Here is a 17478-nt window from a genome sequence, read left to right as displayed (position 1 = left end):
GAGGGGGTCATGGGGCGACGATGCTGGCGGAGTCGCCCTCCTGGCCGATCAGTACGGCATTGGCCCAGTTGGCGCAGACCTGGGCGGGTTGACTGCCCTGCGCACCCAGCGTGCGCAGGCTCAGGGTGGAAAGGCCTCGGATGTCCAGCTCCGGCTTGACCACGCCGGGTGCCTTCACCAGGCCGCTGTCATACAACAGGCGGTTGTCACCCCAGACCTGGAACTGCAGGCCACCGGCGGTGCGGCAGGCGTCGTCGATGCCGAGGTCGGCACGCAGCAGGTGCCAGCCGCCCTGCAGGCGCAGGTCGATGCGGCTGTTGGCGCCGACGCCCAGGCCACGGCGGAACTGCAGGCCGTTCATGCGCATGCCGGCGTCGCCACGGAAGGACTGGTCGGTGCGCACCTGGCTGGCCAGCGCGGCCGGCACCGGCAGCTCGGAGAGATAGCGCTGCCGGGCCGGTCGCTCCGGTTCCTGGTGTTCGAGGATGTGGAAGGTGGACAAGGCGATCGGGCCGACGTCGCGTGGCTGCAGTGCATCGAATGCGCGGGCGCTGCCCTGTGCGGCGGTGACCATCGGGTCGGTGCTGCTGGCGCCGTCGCCTTCGGGGTTCTGCACGCTCAGCACGCGGAAGCGCAGCAGGCGCCCGGCATGGGCCGGGAACGCGATGCGCTGCACGCCCTCCTTCAACTGCAGGCGGCCACGTGCGATCGGCTCGCCCCACTCGCCATTGCTGTCGCCCAGGTACACCTCGTAGTCGCGCACCTGGCCGTGCTTCCAGTTCTTGTCGTTGCGCGGCGCGATGTCGATGCCGTCGATCATCCTGCGCTCACCGAAGCCGATCACCCACTCATGCGCACCGGTGCGCACGGCCTGGTTGCGCACACTGCGGAACCAGGTGGCCGGATCGTCGTCGAAGGCATTTTCCAGCGCATGGCCAGGCTCTTCGGCCGGGCGGTTGACCACCAGCAGGCTGTCGGCCGGCAGTTCGCGGCCCAGCACCGGCGCGGCCGGATAGGCATCGTCGGTGGCCGCAGCGGCCACCGCGAAGTCCAGCTGCAGTTGCAGCGGCTGGCGGATGTCCTGGGTAGCGGTACGCACGTGCAGCGTGCCACGGCGCTCCTTGGCATCGAAGTACCAGCCTTCAGCCGCACCGTTGAACGCCGCCGCATCGGCCAGCGCCGGCAACGCGCGGCCACCGGCCTGCACCGCACGCGGCGCCTGGCGGCTGAGCACGCGCAGGCCATAACGGCGCTGCGCCAGCTGGCCGTTGTACTGGCCCTGCACCGGATCGATCTGCACCTGCACCGGGCCACTGCCCTGCACCGGCGCCTGCACGCGGATTACCTGCGTGCTCGACTCACCCTGCTGGTAGCGGCGCGTGTTGCCATCGTCTTCGTACAGCGTGTACTGCGACTCGCCCTGCGGGTACAGGTCGAACGTCACTTCATCCAGCGGCTTCTCGCCGTCGAACAGCATCGACGGGTACATCGGCAGGATCGCACCGGCACGCACGAACACCGGCAACGTGGCCAGGTCCACCTGGCGGTCGAGCTGGCGGCCGTCGGCGCCGGCCTGCACGCGGCGGCCATCCCAGTAGTCGATCCAGCCGCCGGCCGGCAGGTGGATGTCGCGGCGCCAGCCACGGCTGGCGGCCTGGCTGCGGTACACCGGCGCCACCAGCAGGTCGCGGCCGAGCAGGAACTGGTACTTGTAGGTTTCATCCTGCGCATGCGGATCGCGCGGGTTGTCCCACATCAGGCCGCGCACCGGCGGTGCACCGGTCTGCGCAGACTCGTGCACCAGCCCGTACATGTACGGGGTCAGGCGCATCTTCAACTTCAGGTAATCGCGGTTGATGCTGCGATAGGGCTCGTCGTACCACCACGGGTGCTTGCGTGCGTTCGACGACCAGCCGCTCATGCCCATCAGCACCGGGGTGAAGGCTTTCCACTGCAGGTCGCGGGTGAAGGTTTCGGCGCTGCCGCCGAAGATCGCATCCACATCGCCACTGGCGTAGGCCATGCCGGACAGGCCCGAACCGACCAGGGTTGGCACGTGCCAGCGGATGTAATCCCAGCTGCTGCTCTGGTCGCCGGTCCACGCTACGGCGTAGCGCTGGATGCCGGCCCAGCCCATCACCGTCCACAGGAACGGGCGCGAATCGGAACTGTCGAGGATGCCGTTGAACGCCTGACGGTTGGCGTCCATCGCGAACTGGTAGCCCTTGCCGGTCCAGGCCACGTCCAGCTTCTGCACGCGGCTGCCGGCCTTGCCCACTTCCCAGGCGATCTTGTCGACGCCGTTCTCGGTCCACAGACCGGTGCGGAAGCCGTACTTGGCCAAGCCCTGCACGGTTTCCGGCAGCTTCTTGTAACCGCAGCCGTAGCCATCGTTGGGCAGGATCCAGCCACCGGGCATGTCGTGGGCGCGGTACTGCTTGGCCACCGAGTCGATCACATCCGGCGTGGTGCCGGTCGGGCCGTCACTCCAGCCTTCGGGCACGGTGCCGGGCTTCTTGGCATTGTCACCGTCGTTGTAGCAATCGGCATCGCCGTAGGACAGCGCCCAGCGCGCGACCATGTTCGGGCGGCCGGTCAGCTGGGTGTAGCGCTCGATCAGTTTCGGCAGGTCGGCGCCGACGAAGTAATAGGCATCGAAGCGGTCTTCGCGGTGCAGCAGCGTGGCCTGGTCGGCCTCGCGCAGATCGTAGCTGCCATCGCTCCAGGTGTTGCGCAGCATGCCCCAGCCACGGCTGCTCAGCAGCATCGGTGCAGGGCTGGGGCGGTCGCCCTCTTCCCAGCCGCCGGAGTAGGACACGTCCAGCTCGCGGCCCTTGAACTGGTAACGGCCGTTCTGCTGGCCGCCACCGAAATAGCCTTCATCAGCCTGCGAGGACAGCACCTGCACGCTCTGCGTGGCATCCAGGTCCAGCGGCTGCAGTTCCTGCCACAGCGCGGTGGGCTGGCCGTTGTCCAGGCGTTCCAGGCGCATGCGCAGCGGCTGCCGCTGTACATGCAGGATCAGTGCATCGGTGCGCACGCGGATTTCCTGTGCGTCTTCTTCCAGCTGCGCCTTCACGTTCGCCTTGGGCTGCGGCAGCACGATCGGTGCGGCCTTGTCGCCGGCACCGGTCAGCGTGCCGTTGCGGCCGGCCTGCACGCGGATGATGTCGGTGGCCGGCAGTTCGATGCGGATGCGCGCGCCCTTGTCGGTCTGCAGGTCCCAGCCCTGCACGCCGTCGCCGCTGGCGCTGGCGGCAACCGAACGCAGGTTGCCGACCGGCTCGGCCTGGGCCGGCATGGACGCCAGCATCAATGCCGGCAACAGGGCCAGCATCAGCGGCGAGCGACGAACGCAGTTTTCCACGCGGACTCCCAACCCGTTCACCGGGCGTTTCGAAAGCGATTGGGCCGACTCTAGGGCAGCGATTCGAAAGATGTCAACAAATTGAAAGGAAAAAGGAAGATATATTCCATTGAAACGAAAGTTGTTGCGCCGCAATACTTTGTGTAATCGCTTGCACACGCCTGTTAAGCATTGTGCGATACGGCATCCGGCGGATTCTTGCGTTTTCCGACGTGCTCCGGGCAGAGCGAAGTCGGCGTCACATTTTCTTTCTTTTTACTTTCGCTATTTGACATTTCGAAAGAAAACGCAGATGGTGCGCTGGCCCAACTGGAACCTCCGAATGGACGTCACCCTGCTTTCCGATGTGTCCGCCTGGCAGCGCCTTGGCGGAGCCGATACCGCTACCGAAATCGCCCAGCAGCCTGCGCTGTGGGAAGCCCTTGCACAGGACCTGTCGCGTGCCCGCGACCGCCTGCAGGCCTTCCTCGGCGACAGCCTCAACGATCCCAACCAGCGCGTGCTGTTCACCGGCGCCGGCAGCTCCGGCTTCATCGCCGAAATGGTGGCCGACGCGATCAACGCGCAGTGGCCAGCCGATGTGCGCGTGGTGCACACCACCAGCCTGCTGACCCACCCGGCGCTGTACCTGCAGCGCGACCGCCCGACCCTGCTGGTCTCGTTCGGCCGCAGCGGCTCCAGCCCGGAAAGCGTGGCGGCGGTTGACCGCGTGCGCAGCGACGTGGATGACGCGCGCTTCCTCGACATCACCTGCAACGCCGATGGCGAACTGGCCCGCCGTGGGGCCGGCCGTGCCGATACCTGCACCCTGCTGATGCCGTCGGCCAGCTGCGACCGCGCCTTCGCCATGACCAGCAGCCTGACCTGCATGCTGCTGGCCGCGCTGACCGTGTTCGATCGTTCGCCGTGGGATGCGCGCGTGGCGCGCCTGAAGCAGATCGCCGCGCTGGCCCGCGAAGGCCAGGCGCAGTGGGACGCACCGGTGGCGGCGCTGGCGCAGCGCCCGTTCAACCGCATCATCTACCTCGGCAGCGGCCCGCTGGAAGCGCTGGCACGCGAGTGCGCGCTGAAGGTGCTGGAACTGACCGCTGGCCGCGTGCTGGCGCTGGCCAACACCCCGCTGGGCTTCCGTCATGGGCCGAAGTCGACGCTGGATGGCAACACCCTGGTGGTGGTGCTGCGCAGCGTGCAGCCGCTGGCGCGCCGCTACGAACAGGACCTGCTGGAAGAACTGCGCCGCGACGGCGTGGCCGGCCAGGTGCTGGCGATCGGCCCGCATTCGGACATCGGCGCCGATGACGAATACACCCTCACCGTGCCGGCACTGGACGACCCGTGGCTGGCGCCGGTGTGGCTGGGCTTCGCGCAGCTGTTCGCGCTGCAGCGCTCGGCCGCGCTTGGCCTGACCCCGGACAACCCGTTCCCGGATGGCACCGTCAACCGCGTCGTCAAGGGCGTCACCATCCACCATGGCTGAGCTGATCGCCCACGCCTGCTACGGCATCGACATCGGCGGCACCAAGATCGAGCTGGTGGCGTGCGATGCGGCGATGCAGGTCACCTGGCGCCGCCGCGTGGCCACCCCACAGGGTGACTACGACGGCTTCCTGCAGGCGGTGGTGGCGCTGGTGGCCGAGGCGGACGCCGCCCTCGGCCGCAGCGATGCGGCCATCGGCATCGCCCTGCCCGGCGTGCGTGACCGCCGCAGCGGCCGCCAGCTCAGCGCGAACGTGCCTGCACTGACCGGCCAATGCGTGGCGCAGGATCTGCAGGCACGCCTGCAGCGCCCGCTCCACTTCGGCAACGATCTGCAGTGCTTTGCCCTGTCTGAAGCGCACGGCGGCGCGGCTGACGGCTACCCCAGCATGTTCGGCGCCATCCTCGGCACTGGTGCCGGCGGCGGCTTCTGCCTGCACGGCCGGCTGCTGTCCGGCTTCAACGGCCTGGCCGGCGAATGGGGCCACTGGAGCGTGCCCGGCCACCTGCTGCAGCGCCACGGCCTGCCGCTGCTGGACTGCGGCTGCGGCCTGCAGGGCTGCGTGGAGCGCTATGTGTCCGGCAGCGGTGTGGCGATGATCGAGCGCCACCTCGGTGGCAGCGCCGCCGACGCCAGCGCCGTGATCGCCCTGGCCGAAGCCGGCGATGCACGTGCGCGCAAGGCGTTGGACATCCACCGCGATCTGCTTGGCCACAGCCTGGCCGCGCTGGTGCTGGCGCTGGACCCGCACGTGATCGTGCTCGGCGGTGGTCTCTCGCAGTACGCGCCGCTGTACCAGCAGCTGCCGTCGGCCATCGCTGCCCATCTGTTCAACGGCGTGCAGGTACCGCCGATCGTGCCGCCGCGCTTCGGCGATGCCGGTGGCGCACGTGGTGCCGCCCTGCTCGCCTGCCAACCCTCGTTTTCCTGATGTCCGGAGCCTGACCATGTCCCCGTTGCAGACCCTGCTTGCCTCCCACCGCGCCGGTGCCAACGTCGGCCTGTACAGCGTCTGCTGCAGCAACGAGCAGGTGCTGCGCGCGGCCATGCACGTGGCGCTGGCACACGGCACCGTGCTGCTGGTCGAGGCCACCTCCAACCAGGTCGATCAGTTCGGCGGCTATACCGGCATGACCCCGCCGCAGTACCGCGACTACGTCGGTACCCTGGCCGATGAGGAAGGCTTCCCGCGCGAGCGGCTGATCCTCGGCGGTGACCATCTTGGCCCGAATGCCTGGCAGAAGCGCCCGGCTGCCGAAGCGATGACCCACGCGCGCGTGCTGATCGAAGCCTACGTCGCCGCCGGTTTCCACAAGATCCATCTCGACTGCAGCATGTCCTGCGCCGATGACCCGGTGCCGCTGCCCGATGCCATCGTTGCCGCACGCTCGGCCGAGCTGGCCGAGATCGCCGAACGCACCGCCGCCGAACACGGCCTGCCGCCGCCGGTCTACGTGATCGGTACCGAGGTGCCGATTCCCGGTGGAGAAGCCTCGCTTGCCGAGGGACTGCAGGTGACCACGCCGGCCGCCGCCGCGCAGACCCTGGCCATCCACCAGCAGGCGTTCGACACGCCGCAGCTGCGTGATGCGTGGCAGCGCGTGATCGCGATGGTGGTGCAGCCGGGCGTCGACTTCGACCACAGCAGCGTGCACGAGTACGACCCGGCCGCCGCCAGCACGCTGGCCGACTTCCTGGAACAGCAGCCACGCATCGTGTTCGAGGCGCACTCCACCGACTACCAGCGCGAAAGCGGCCTGCACGCGCTGGTGCGCGACCACTTCGCCATCCTCAAGGTCGGCCCGGCGGCGACCTTCGCCTACCGCGAAGCGCTGTTCGCGCTGGCCGCGATCGAGGCCGAACTGCTGCCGGCCGCACAATGCTCGCGCCTGCCGCAGGTACTGGACGAGGTGATGGTGGCGCAGCCGAAGTACTGGCAGTCCTACTACCAGGGCGATGAGGCAGCGCTGCGCCTGCTGCGCAGTTACTCCTTCAGCGACCGCTGCCGCTACTACTGGGGCGAGCCGGCCCTGGTACAGGCGGTGCAGACCCTGTTCGCCAACCTGGAACAGCACGCGCCGCCGCTGGTGCTGCTCAGCCAGTACCTGCCGGAACAGTACCGCGCCGTGCGCGAAGGCGCCCTGGCCAACACCCCCACCGCACTGGTGCAGCACCGTATCGGCCTGTGCCTGGGTGAGTACGCCCGTGCCTGCAGCGCCAACCAGGCCGGAACCCGCACTCACCACGCAGGTTCGGCTGCCGCCGTTGCTGCGAACGGCTAATCTCTACCTTTCCCCGCGACACCGAGAATGGCCATGCGCAACACCCGCTCCCGCCGGCAACAGATCCTGCAGCTGCTGATCGAGCACGGCTCGGTGCAGGTGGCCGATCTGGTCGAGCGCTTCGGCGTGTCGGCGGTGACCATCCGTGCCGACCTGACCCATTTCGAATCGCAGGGCCTGGCCAACCGTACCCACGGTGGCGCCACGCTGGTGCGCACGCCGCCGCAGGAACAGGACATCCACGAAAAGGACGCACTGAACCTGCCGCTGAAGGAATCGATCGGCGCGTGTGCCGCGCGCCTGGTACGGCCTGGTGACAACATCATCATCGACTCCGGCTCGACCACGATGACCCTGGCCCGCCACCTGCGCACGCAGCGCGACGTGACGGTGATGACCAACGGGCTGAACATCGCCTGGGAACTGGCCAACGCGGCCGGCATCAACGTGCTGCTGACCGGCGGCCTGCTGCGCCAGCAGTCGCTGTCGCTGCAGGGCAGCCAGGCCGAAGCCAGCCTCAACTCCTACAGCTTCGACACGCTGTTCCTGGGCGTGGATGGCCTGGACCTGCAGTTCGGGTTGACCACCCATGACGAAGCCGAAGCCCGCCTCAACCATCGCATGGTCGAGCGTGCACGCCGTATCGTGGTGCTGACCGACGCCTCCAAGTTCGGGCGCGTCAGCCTGCACCGCATCGCCCTGCTGGATCAGATCCACACCATCATCACCGATGCCGGCATCGACGACGCGTCCCGCGAGGGACTGCAGCGGTTGGGCATCGAGGTGATCATCGCCGAGCCCACCGCATGAGCGACACCCGTTCCCTGCATGGCCGCATCCTCACCCCGCTGGGTTGGCGGCGTGGCCACGTCCACTTCGATTCGCACGTGCGCCAGCTGCAGGTGGACGACCACAGCGGCGCTGACGATCTGCAGCTGCCGGTGATCCTGCCCGGCTTCATCGACCTGCATGTGCACGGCGCTGCAGGGGTGGACCTGATGCAGGGCGGCGACGTGGCGCGCACCATCGCCCGCACCCATCTGCGCTTCGGTACCACCACGCTGCTGGCGACCACCATGACCGCCGGCCTGGATGAGATCGAGCACGCGCTGCACGGCGTGGCCGCCACCATGGCCGCACCCGATGCAGACGCCGCCAGCATCGTCGGCGTACATCTGGAAGGGCCGTTCATCAGCCCGCAGCGGCTGGGCGCGCAGCCCAACCGCACCATCGAGGCGACGCTGGCGCTGGTACAGCGGCTGCACGCGCTGGCGCCGATCCGTGTGATGACGCTGGCGCCGGAGATCGGCGAGCACACCGCGCTGATTCCCGCGCTTTCGGCAATGGGCATCCGCGTGCAGCTCGGCCACAGCGCCGGTACCTACGAAGAAGGTGTTGCTGCGCTGCAGGCCGGTGCCTCCGGCTTCACCCATCTGTTCAACGGCATGACCGGCGTCGATCACTATCGCCCGGGCATCGCGGCGGCGGCACTCGCGCATGCGCAGTACGCCGAAATCATTCCCGACCTGCAGCACATCCATCCCGGCGTGATCCGCCTGGCCGCGCGTGCGATCCCGCGCCTGTACGCAGTGACCGACGCGACTGCCGCCACCGGCATGCCCGACGGCGAGTACGCACTGGGCGAGCAGCGCGTGCACAAGTGCGGCGGCTGCGTGCGCCTGGCTACCGGTTCACTGGCCGGCAGCGCGCTGACCATGGACCAGGCGCTGCGCAACCTGGTGCAGGTGGGCCTGGAGCTGGCCGATGCCTCGCAACGTGTCTCCACCTTCCCGGCCGACTACCTGGGCCTGGGCGATCGCGGCCGCATCGCGCCCGACGCCCGCGCCGACCTGGTAGCGCTGGACGCCGAACTGCGCCTGCAGCAGGTGGTGGTGGGTGGGCGCATGGTCGATTTGAACGCAACACCAGCCTGACGCACCGTGCCTTCGTAGAGTCGAGCCATGCTCGACTGCTCTGCCGCGCCATGCGCGGTCAGTCGAGCATGGCTCGACTCTACAGAAAGCGATCCGCACCGAAACACCTTCTGGGATATGCCGATGACTGCACGCACCGCTCCGCGCTGGCCCGTACGCTACCTGCTCTTCATCGGCGGCCTGGGTGGCCTGCTGTACGGCATCGACATCGGCATCATCGCCGGCGCCCTGCCCTATCTTGAAGCAACTGCCAGCCACGCCTGGCAGCTCAGCAGCCAGCAGCTCGGCTTCGTGGTGGCAGCGGTACTGCTGGGCAGCGTGCTGTCCTCGCTGTTCGCCGGCATGGTTGCCGACCTGATCGGCCGTCGCGGCGCGATGCTGCTGGCCGGCCTGCTGTTCACCGCCTCGATTCCGATCATGGCACTGGCCTCCGGCTACACGCCGCTGCTGCTGGGGCGCCTCCTGCAGGGCATCAGTGGCGGTTTGATCGGCGTAGTGATTCCGCTGTACCTGGCCGAAGTGCTCAGCCCCGAGCGGCGTGGGCGCGGCGCGGCCATGTTCCAGCTGCTGCTGACCGTTGGCCTGGTGCTGGCAGCCCTGATCGGCCTGTACCACGCCCACGCCGTCGATGCCGCCGCCGAAGCCGTGCGTTCGCTGCCGGTCGCGCAGCAGGCGCAGGAACTGTTCACGGTGAAGGACCACGCCTGGCGCACCATCTTCTGGACCTGCCTGGCGCCGGGCCTGCTGTTCTGCGCCGGCATCTTCTGGCTGTCCGAGTCACCACGCTGGCTGGTGCGGCGGGGTCGCATCGATGAAGCCCGCCGCAGCCTCCAGCGCGTCCTGCCCGCCGCAGATGTCGAGCCCACGCTGGCCCAGATCCAGGCGCCGGAATCGAGCAGCAGGGACGGCAAGCGCGATCCACTGCTCAGCCGCCGCTACGTGGTGCCGTTCCTGCTCGCCTGCGTGGTGCTGGCCTGCACCCAGGCCACCGGCATCAATTCGGTGCTGGCCTACGCGGTCAACATCCTCAACCAGGCCGGCCTGTCCGGTTCAGTGGCCAACGGCGCCGACGTGGCGATCAAGCTGCTCAATGCGGTGATGACCGTGGTCGCGTTGCTGCTGGTCGACCGCAAGGGCCGCAAGTTCCTGCTGATGCTCGGCAGTGGTGGCATCTGCGTGGCCCTGCTGGCCGCGGCCGCGCTGTTCTTCCAGGCCGAGCGTGGCCGCGCCGATGTGCAACCGCAGCTGCAGGCGGCGGTCAGCGGCGATGGCCTGCAACTGGTTCTGGATGACGCGCAGTGGCAGCGCCTGAGCAATGGCATCGACAGCCAGGGCCGACCGATGCAGCTGACCGTGTCGTACGCGTATGGTGACTTTACCAACGTGCGCGCCCTGCGCAGCGACAACCTGACCGATCGCGAGCTGCGCATCGAGCGCGCCGGCACCGTGCAGCCCGACAGTGTGATTGGTGCGTTCTTCCGCAAGCTGCATCTGAACCCGTTCGCCGACCCGGCCAGTGCCGCGCAGGCGCCGCTGCGCATCGAACAGGCGCGCATCGGCCCGGTGCCGCCACCGGCACACGGCTGGGCCGTGGCCGCCTGCATCCTGGTGTTCGTCGCGTTCTTCGCGGTCGGCCCCGGCGTATGCGTGTGGCTGGCACTGTCGGAGCTGATGCCGAACCGCATCCGTTCCAATGGCATGAGCATCGCGCTGCTGATCAACCAGTTCGTGTCCACCACCATCGCCGCCATCTTCCTGCCCACGGTGGGCCACTACGGCTACGCCAGCATGTTCGTGTTCTGGGCGGCGTGCACCTTCGTGTTCTTCCTGGTAGCCGCGTTCTGGCTGCCGGAGACCAAGGGCAAGTCGCTGGAGGAGATCGAGGCACGGTTCGCGGGAAAGCGGGGCTGACAGCGCCTGCACCTGGCGTCGGCCATACCCCATGACATGCCAACGGGGTATGGCACGCCGATGACGGTATGGCACGCCGAAGGGTGTGGCACGCAGATCGGGTAGAGTCGACTGTTGGTCGACTGCTCTTCGCTCCAACACCAGGAACGCCGCGCTGCGCGCGTGAGTCGACTAACAGTCGACTCTACCGCTGCCATCACTTCCCGGTGATATGCCTGGCCAACGCCTGCGCCTCGGCAACGCTCGGCAGCCCGCTCAGCATCATCGATTCACCGAACGGGCCTTTCACCGTCGCCACCATCAGCACGCGGCCATCCACACTGATCGCTGCTCGCTGGCCCACCAGTGCTGCCGTGCCATCGTGGATGCGTTGGCGTGCTTCTGGCCGATACCGGATCTGCAGGCCGGGCTCCTGGCCCGCGTCCAGCACATAGCGCACATCGGCGATATCTGCACTGTCGGCAATCGGCGGCTCGCGCAGCGCCAGGGTCTCGCCCTGCCACTGCGCTTGCGTGCCCTTGCCATCCGCATCGACCGCGCTCAGGCGCACATCCACACCGGGGCGCGGTGCATGGCGCTCGACTGTCTGCACTGCGGGCGTGGCGCCCGGCATGCAGCCGGCCAGGGTCAAGGCCACGCCCACCAACAGCGGAAGCGCCGTTCTCACTTCAGCTTCCGCAGCTTGAATGCCACCAGCACCTGCAGCAGGCCGTACAGCAGGCTGCCGATACCGATCCACAGCGTAGTTACCGCCACGCCGGCATATGGATTCGCCGCAAACAGCAGGCCCAGCACCACCGCCAGCACGCCGCTGAGGATCAGCAACCATTCGCCCTGGATCTGCTTGCGCACGCGGATCGCGAACACGATGCGATAGATGCCGGCCACCAGCAGCCACGCCGCCAGGAACAGCACCAGCACGCTGGCCGTTGCCAGCGGATTGATCACCGCCAGGATACCGAAGCCCAGCGAGGCGAGGGCGTACAGCGCCAGCCAGCCGCGGGACGCGCCGCTGCCGCCATTGATCAATGCGAACAGGCTGATGACGCCCTCGATGATGGCCATCACGCCCAGCGTCCAGGCCAATGCCATGGCCGCCGACAAGGGCCAGCCGATGGCGATGATGCCGAAGCCGAGAGCGACCAGGCCATACAGCAGGAGGATCCACCAGCTACGGCCGATTGCCGACAACAGGGGAGACAAGGGGGAATTCATGGCCACTCCTTCGATACGGAACCGGGTTCATCGTAGCCCGTTGTGATGAAGAGGGAGATGACGGTGGTTCTGGACGGGTTCGTCTTGGATCGACGCCCCAATAGACATGAGCGTCAAGCACCGCGACTGTTAGATCAAGGCCTGCTTCGACTCTCATTTGGACTCCGCAACCACCCGGCCGGCGGCAGTATGAGTACCGGTGGTGGTGCTGTCATTTTCTTCGCACTGCCCAGGCCGGCCAAGTTCTGCGATGCAAGTCTGCTGTGCGGGTTGTCCCGGGTGTGTCCTGCACCACCACATTCACCGCATGACCCCGGGGATGGATTGATAAGGCCCTCCGAATCAGCGATATGCACGACCCACATTCCAATATCAAGACAAGCCGGGACGCCATCCAACCAGTACGCCAAGCGCGCTTCAGGTGAAGCGCCGGCTTATCTGCTACTTGAACCAATCAAACGTAGCCGCCTGCTTCTTCCAGGCCAGCAAACATGTGCATCATGCCGTCCTCAATGCTGGAAGTATCCCTCCTCAGCACAACATCCCTTGCACGATCACAAAAAACGAACGTCAGCCTTGCACCGACCCTATCTCCGTCCGTCTTAATAATGAAGTATGAACCATCTCCCTTGACGCGCGCATTCATGACGTCGAAAAAATCAGATAGATAACGCCTATCAATGGGCACACCAACTCGCTCCGAGAAATCGATAGCCAATGAATTCTTGTCTTTCACTCGCGCTCCCTTGACAGCCCTTACCACTTATTTAATTAACTTTAGTTCACCGAACCAAACTCTGCCAACAACCTCCCACAACACTCCACTCCATGGGTCGTCAACAGCGCTCTGGTGGTGCCAGGCTTGGCTGGCAACAGAGCTGAAGGCATCCGCGCCTGGCGACAAAGCTCAGATGTTGGCCCCCACTCCAGCGCTCGTTGCCGCACAAAAACGTGCCGTCAGCCTGGGTCTGCTTGCTGGCGTAGTCGTCGGTGTCCTGCTCGCTGATGATGGACAGGTTGCCGCCGATGCTGGCCACCACCTTGTCGCCACTCAGCTGGGCACCCTGCAGCGTGGTGTCCTTGCCACTGATCACGGTCAGGTTGCGGTCGGCGTCCACCACGGTTTCAACATGCGTGGTGCCGTTGCCGCTGCCCTTGCCCTTGGCGGTGCTGGCCGACACGTACCAACCGGTCTGCGCGCCGATGCTGAAGCCGATCTCACCGCTGCCGCTCTTGTTCTTCGACGACTGCGTGTGGTCTTCCGCTTCGCTGCGCAGGGTGATGTTGTCCCACGCGGCCAGCGCCACGTTGTCACCCTTCACCTGGCTGCCGATGATGCTCAGGTCACCGGCGGTGGCCACGATGCTGACGTCGCCCTGGCTGCGGATGGTGCTGCCCACCGCCGACTGGTCGTGGCTGGTCTGGCTGGCACTGGAACTGGAGGCGCCAATGCCGATAGGACGGACTCGCCCTCAACCGAAAGCACTAGCTCCGCCATTACGCCAAATTTTTCACTTCAGCGTCTGCCACCTTGGTTTTCAAGAATTCCTCATCGAGTCAAAGGATCCTGGGAATTTTAGACTAATGGCATGAACAAAAATCACTAAGAATATCTAAACTGTGTAGTTACAGTCTTATCGGAATTAATCACAATATCAAACTCCCTCCAATCCCCTCCCGTATGCTCCTTCATTACATCATGGAGATCACAAACCAAATCAGCACAACCCTTATCACCATAATCATTCAACAATGCAGATACGGAAACGCCACCGATCGTGTAAAAAAATGAGGAATCAATGCCAAGAGATCCATCCTCCTCTGGAAGATAGCGAAATCTACACGCAGCATCCGTGTAACCATTCTCAGCACTTGCATCCATCGCCCTATATAGAGAATCAATTATCTCAACCTGCCTTTCAACGTAACTCACAGACCACCGCCACGTTTATTCTTGGAAGTTCTCGAGGATATTTTGCCATCAGCATTGCATATAACATATAAACGTTTCCAGCCTCGCATTGCCCTGCGATGACCTTGCAAAATAATCTATCAGCCGCCGCTGATCATGCACAGAATCATGGAAATCTTGCACACAGAACCATCCTTTAGACCCTTCGAGCCCTATCCCTAATTAAACTCTCGGCGTGCATATACAAAACCACTAAGTGATGGCAAGCCCCTCAGAGGGCCTGAAACATACAGGCATTCAACGTCGATCCTTGAAATACCAACCTCCGAACTTGCTGCATCAACATTTGTCGCCACGACCTCTACGCTTTCCCAATCAAGATCAGTCGGGTCACGCTCAAGATAATATCGAATCAAAACCCTCCCCTTCTCGTCGTACCCTACAGCTATGGCTCGGATCTCCTGATATATCTCACCGAGGAGCGCCACCCTGAAGCACACCACTAGCCAATCCGGCAACCTATTCAAAAACATACCGCTTACTTCCTCGCATCCGGAACAATATGAGCACCATTGTTACTATAGTGTATCTGCCCCCTTGTTACGGCCTGTCCGGTTGTTCCATCAACGCCTATCGGCCGACCAAATTCCACAATTGGGTTCCCTCGTGAACCATTCCCGACGACAGGGCACTTTCCACTATGAACCCCAGCTAGGAGCTCAGACGGGTCCACGTCACTATTGAACATGTCGCGCAGCAGCGCGCGGCCGTTGCCGCCGTCGGCCCAGATCGCCCTGCCTTCCTCGGTCTCCGCCTTCTGGCTCAGGTAGCCGCCCAAGTCACCCACGCCCTTGAACAGCAGCTGCCCGCCCAGCTGCATCACCTCGGCGCGCTCCTGCATCTTGCGCAGGTCAACGGCCGACAGTGCACTATCGGTATCAAAGCCGGTCGCGGTCCGATCAAGACCGGCCAGGGCGCTTTCATTGCCATCGCGCACCACCACCGTGCCAGCGGCAATATCCGAGTGGGTGGTGGTGCTGTCGTTCTTCTTGGTACCGCCCAGCAGGCTCAGTCCTGCGCCGGCCATGCTGCCCAGCGGGTTGCTGATGCCACCGCCACTGGTCTTGGCGCGGGATTCGTTCTCGATGTCGACAACGCTCAGGCTGCCGGTATCCAGGCGGTTCTTCGAGGCATCGGCAGTACTGCCGATCACGCCGCCTTCCAGGTGCGTGTTGCCGCCCACGGTGATGTTGAAGCCGCCGCTGCAGCAACTACGCCACTAAGGTGCCACCGACCTGCGTCTGCTTGCTGGCGTAGTCGTCGGTGTCCTGCTCACTGATGATGGACAGGTTGCCGCAGATGCTGAAGCCGATCTCGCCGCTGCCGCTCTTGTTCTTCGACGACCGACTGCTGGTTCCGCGCAGCTGTATTCGCTCAGGGCCACCAGAATCATCTGAACTGATGAAGTGCCATCCGGTTTCACATACCTGCCGTATGTGCCAGCAGCAGCAATCAACCCACCTCGAACATCCATCTGTCTTTTACGCGGACTCCCGATAACGAGGATCTTCCCGCATGATTCTTAGAACTTCGGACCAATTCCATATGATTCCTGGGATATGACTCTCGGGAACGATCTTCGCTCGCTCCGAGGAAGGAAACTCTTCCATAGCCCGCCTGCACCGCGAATAGAACAAATTAAAGCAGCTCTCATCGACGTAGTCGAGAACAATGAAATTCTGTCCCTGCTCATCCAGCGGGGCATAGATATCGCTTAGGCAGCACTGTTCGTCGGGCCGAAAGAGCATCCTTGTCGACTCTACAATGCAATCGAACACCCCACCCGAAGTGGACCAGCCAGCACCTGGCGGCCCGTTCCCGTCGCCAATAGAAATGTACATCGCCATAATTTACCTCAAAATAATAATTTTACCCTGCTGCTCCTGAGTGAGCATTTTTATCCAAGAGTTTACCAAAGCCTGATTTTCAGGAGCGAGATTCCTGTAATCCAGAGGAACCATATCCGCCTTGTTTACATAATCTATCAGCTGCCGCTGATTCTGCGCTGAATTATTGGAGAAGAATTTATTTATTTGAGTAGACTTTGTACCGTCTGTCCACATGAAATCCACGGTCTTCCCCGCATAGGGCCCACTGACAAATACGAAGTCGGGATTTTTACTGCCCTGCACCGGGTCTGTCCTCTTCAGAGTCCCTCCCAAGGAATTCTCTAACTGGACGGCCGCCTGACCTTCATGCACTGCAATTTTCCCCTTATCCGGATCCAAACCAACCTCCAAAATTCCACCTCGATTATTGGAGCGGACAGGATTTATCGAGTTTAGACCTGTTTCAACATCTTTGAACAAAGGTGTCAGCTCACGCCCAGCAGTCAGAGCCCTATTTGCAGCCTGGCCCGCCGTTTCTGTCGATGAGTTCTGCACAGACTTCAGGATCTGCTCGGATTGCAGCCCCCCCTTCTTTGCAGCATTCCCTGCGATCTCAGCACCTGCCGCGCTGCTCGACAATCGAAGCGTGTCTTCCGCAGCGGTAGCAGCCTTTGCCGCCACCAGGGCCGGCAGCACAGGTGCAAGCGAATGACCACCCACGTAGTCACCCATCACCGCATCGGCGGCTCCGCTGATGGCCTTGGTGCAACTGTACGGATTGAGGATGCACCAGCCACCGAACTCAACAGCCGCCGCCGCACCGATGCCAAGAGCGGCTGCGCCAGCCTGGACCACGGCAACGCCCTTCTGAGAGCGCGAGGCGTCGCCGTAGTAGCGCAGTGGCTCCTGGAACTCGAAGCGCCAGTCCTTGGTTGATCCGGCGGCGTAAGCAGTTCCCGAGATGGCAGTGTAGACGTCTTTGAAATAGCCGGTTTCGCGCCCAAGCTCTTCGCTGAACTTAGAGAAGTTGTCCCGATCGCTGCTGTCGAACGCGGTACCCCAGTCGTACTTGTTCTGGTTCTTGCGCAGGAAATCAATTGCGTCAGTGTTGTTTTCTACTCCACTCAGGTCGGACTGTATTTTCGAGTCAACGTACGCAGCCGCTTCCACAAGAAGGATGCGATAGGCCTCTTCCTTCGAGATCTTCTGCTCGCGGGCGAATTCCTCTGCATGGAAGCGGATCCACTTCACCTCATCCGGATGCAGCTGCCGATTGAACCGATCCCCGGTGACGGCAATGTTGGCGCCCGTACTTCCCCCCAGGGCCCCACCCACCATCGCGCTGCCGATTTCCATCAGCGACTGGTAGTCCTCCCAGCTCAGGCTGCCCTTGTTGTTCTCGAGGAATTCCGAGATCGCGATCTTGGCCTTCTCCGCACCGGCAGCACTCACCGCGCCGTTCAGCGCATCCGCACCACCCAATGCGGCCAT

General features: G+C 64.2%; 14 protein-coding genes and 1 pseudogene. 6 read left to right on the top strand and 9 right to left on the bottom strand.

What is annotated here, in order from left to right; translation table 11 throughout:
- Nucleotides 1–7: 7 nt before the first annotated feature.
- The gene (locus tag AC5P9L_RS19295) at nt 8–3367 is read right to left on the bottom strand and encodes a TIM-barrel domain-containing protein (protein ID WP_262101563.1); all 3360 of its coding nucleotides are present in this window, start codon (nt 3365–3367) and stop codon (nt 8–10) included.
- Between the two features lie 322 nt (nt 3368–3689).
- On the opposite strand from AC5P9L_RS19295, the gene AC5P9L_RS19290 reads away from it, so the two are divergent.
- The 6 genes from AC5P9L_RS19290 (at nt 3690) to AC5P9L_RS19265 (ending at nt 10971) form a co-directional block, all read left to right on the top strand.
- Nucleotides 3690–4844 (top strand): SIS domain-containing protein, encoded by a 1155-nt coding sequence (locus tag AC5P9L_RS19290; RefSeq protein WP_005411499.1) that lies wholly within the window; start codon nt 3690–3692, stop codon nt 4842–4844.
- A complete protein-coding gene (locus AC5P9L_RS19285) occupies nt 4837–5775 on the top strand; it encodes an ROK family protein (RefSeq protein ID WP_024958683.1) in 939 nt (312 codons plus the stop codon). Before AC5P9L_RS19290 ends, AC5P9L_RS19285 begins: the two co-directional genes overlap by 8 nt.
- A gap of 16 nt (nt 5776–5791) precedes the next feature.
- Nucleotides 5792–7126 (top strand): D-tagatose-bisphosphate aldolase, class II, non-catalytic subunit, encoded by a 1335-nt coding sequence (locus tag AC5P9L_RS19280; RefSeq protein WP_049395701.1) that lies wholly within the window; start codon nt 5792–5794, stop codon nt 7124–7126.
- A gap of 33 nt (nt 7127–7159) precedes the next feature.
- The gene (locus AC5P9L_RS19275) at nt 7160–7936 is read left to right on the top strand and encodes a DeoR family transcriptional regulator (protein ID WP_033833750.1); all 777 of its coding nucleotides are present in this window, start codon (nt 7160–7162) and stop codon (nt 7934–7936) included.
- Nucleotides 7933–9060: an N-acetylglucosamine-6-phosphate deacetylase gene (gene nagA, locus AC5P9L_RS19270; protein WP_005414784.1), complete on the top strand. Its 1128-nt coding sequence runs from the start codon at nt 7933–7935 to the stop codon at nt 9058–9060. Before AC5P9L_RS19275 ends, nagA begins: the two co-directional genes overlap by 4 nt.
- A 123-nt stretch (nt 9061–9183) precedes the next feature.
- A complete protein-coding gene (locus AC5P9L_RS19265; RefSeq protein WP_099485107.1) occupies nt 9184–10971 on the top strand; it encodes an MFS transporter in 1788 nt (595 codons plus the stop codon).
- A gap of 196 nt (nt 10972–11167) precedes the next feature.
- On the opposite strand, the gene AC5P9L_RS19260 is transcribed toward AC5P9L_RS19265, so the two are convergent.
- The 8 genes and pseudogenes from AC5P9L_RS19260 to AC5P9L_RS19225 all read right to left on the bottom strand — a co-directional run.
- The gene (locus AC5P9L_RS19260; RefSeq protein WP_012481528.1) at nt 11168–11638 is read right to left on the bottom strand and encodes a SecDF P1 head subdomain-containing protein; all 471 of its coding nucleotides are present in this window, start codon (nt 11636–11638) and stop codon (nt 11168–11170) included.
- A complete protein-coding gene (locus AC5P9L_RS19255) occupies nt 11635–12186 on the bottom strand; it encodes an HdeD family acid-resistance protein (RefSeq protein WP_005414787.1) in 552 nt (183 codons plus the stop codon). The genes AC5P9L_RS19260 and AC5P9L_RS19255 overlap by 4 nt, the downstream gene beginning before the upstream one ends.
- A 454-nt stretch (nt 12187–12640) precedes the next feature.
- Nucleotides 12641–12922, bottom strand: a complete 282-nt coding sequence (locus tag AC5P9L_RS19250; RefSeq protein ID WP_227416101.1) for a hypothetical protein — start codon at nt 12920–12922, stop codon at nt 12641–12643.
- Nucleotides 12923–13022: 100 nt separating this feature from the next.
- The gene (locus tag AC5P9L_RS19245; protein WP_258391032.1) at nt 13023–13637 is read right to left on the bottom strand and encodes a hemagglutinin repeat-containing protein; all 615 of its coding nucleotides are present in this window, start codon (nt 13635–13637) and stop codon (nt 13023–13025) included.
- A gap of 152 nt (nt 13638–13789) precedes the next feature.
- The gene (locus tag AC5P9L_RS19240; protein WP_140416109.1) at nt 13790–14119 is read right to left on the bottom strand and encodes a hypothetical protein; all 330 of its coding nucleotides are present in this window, start codon (nt 14117–14119) and stop codon (nt 13790–13792) included.
- Nucleotides 14120–14316: 197 nt separating this feature from the next.
- Nucleotides 14317–14631 carry a MafI2 family immunity protein gene (locus AC5P9L_RS19235; RefSeq protein WP_012481530.1) on the bottom strand — a complete coding sequence of 105 codons (315 nt, stop codon included), beginning with the start codon at nt 14629–14631 and terminating at the stop codon, nt 14317–14319.
- Nucleotides 14632–14636: 5 nt separating this feature from the next.
- Nucleotides 14637–15311 carry a polymorphic toxin type 50 domain-containing protein gene (locus AC5P9L_RS19230; protein ID WP_146256517.1) on the bottom strand — a complete coding sequence of 225 codons (675 nt, stop codon included), beginning with the start codon at nt 15309–15311 and terminating at the stop codon, nt 14637–14639.
- 697 nt (nt 15312–16008) lie between these two features.
- A pseudogene (locus AC5P9L_RS19225) lies at nt 16009–17478 on the bottom strand (hypothetical protein); the annotation flags it as partial.

This window comes from Stenotrophomonas sp. YJH_SMC_64, assembly GCF_059371375.1.
The sequence above is the reverse complement of the archived record's forward strand: the minus strand, read 5'-3'. Positions and strand labels throughout refer to the sequence as shown.

Coding starts and splice junctions, on each gene's coding strand:
- AC5P9L_RS19275 (WP_033833750.1), top strand. CDS start 7,160: ATGCGCAACACCCGCTCCCGCCGGCAACAGATCCTGCAGCTGCTGATC.
- AC5P9L_RS19285 (WP_024958683.1), top strand. CDS start 4,837: ATGGCTGAGCTGATCGCCCACGCCTGCTACGGCATCGACATCGGCGGC.
- AC5P9L_RS19280 (WP_049395701.1), top strand. CDS start 5,792: ATGTCCCCGTTGCAGACCCTGCTTGCCTCCCACCGCGCCGGTGCCAAC.
- nagA (WP_005414784.1), top strand. CDS start 7,933: ATGAGCGACACCCGTTCCCTGCATGGCCGCATCCTCACCCCGCTGGGT.
- AC5P9L_RS19235 (WP_012481530.1), bottom strand. CDS start 14,631: ATGTTTTTGAATAGGTTGCCGGATTGGCTAGTGGTGTGCTTCAGGGTG.
- AC5P9L_RS19255 (WP_005414787.1), bottom strand. CDS start 12,186: ATGAATTCCCCCTTGTCTCCCCTGTTGTCGGCAATCGGCCGTAGCTGG.
- AC5P9L_RS19265 (WP_099485107.1), top strand. CDS start 9,184: ATGACTGCACGCACCGCTCCGCGCTGGCCCGTACGCTACCTGCTCTTC.
- AC5P9L_RS19290 (WP_005411499.1), top strand. CDS start 3,690: ATGGACGTCACCCTGCTTTCCGATGTGTCCGCCTGGCAGCGCCTTGGC.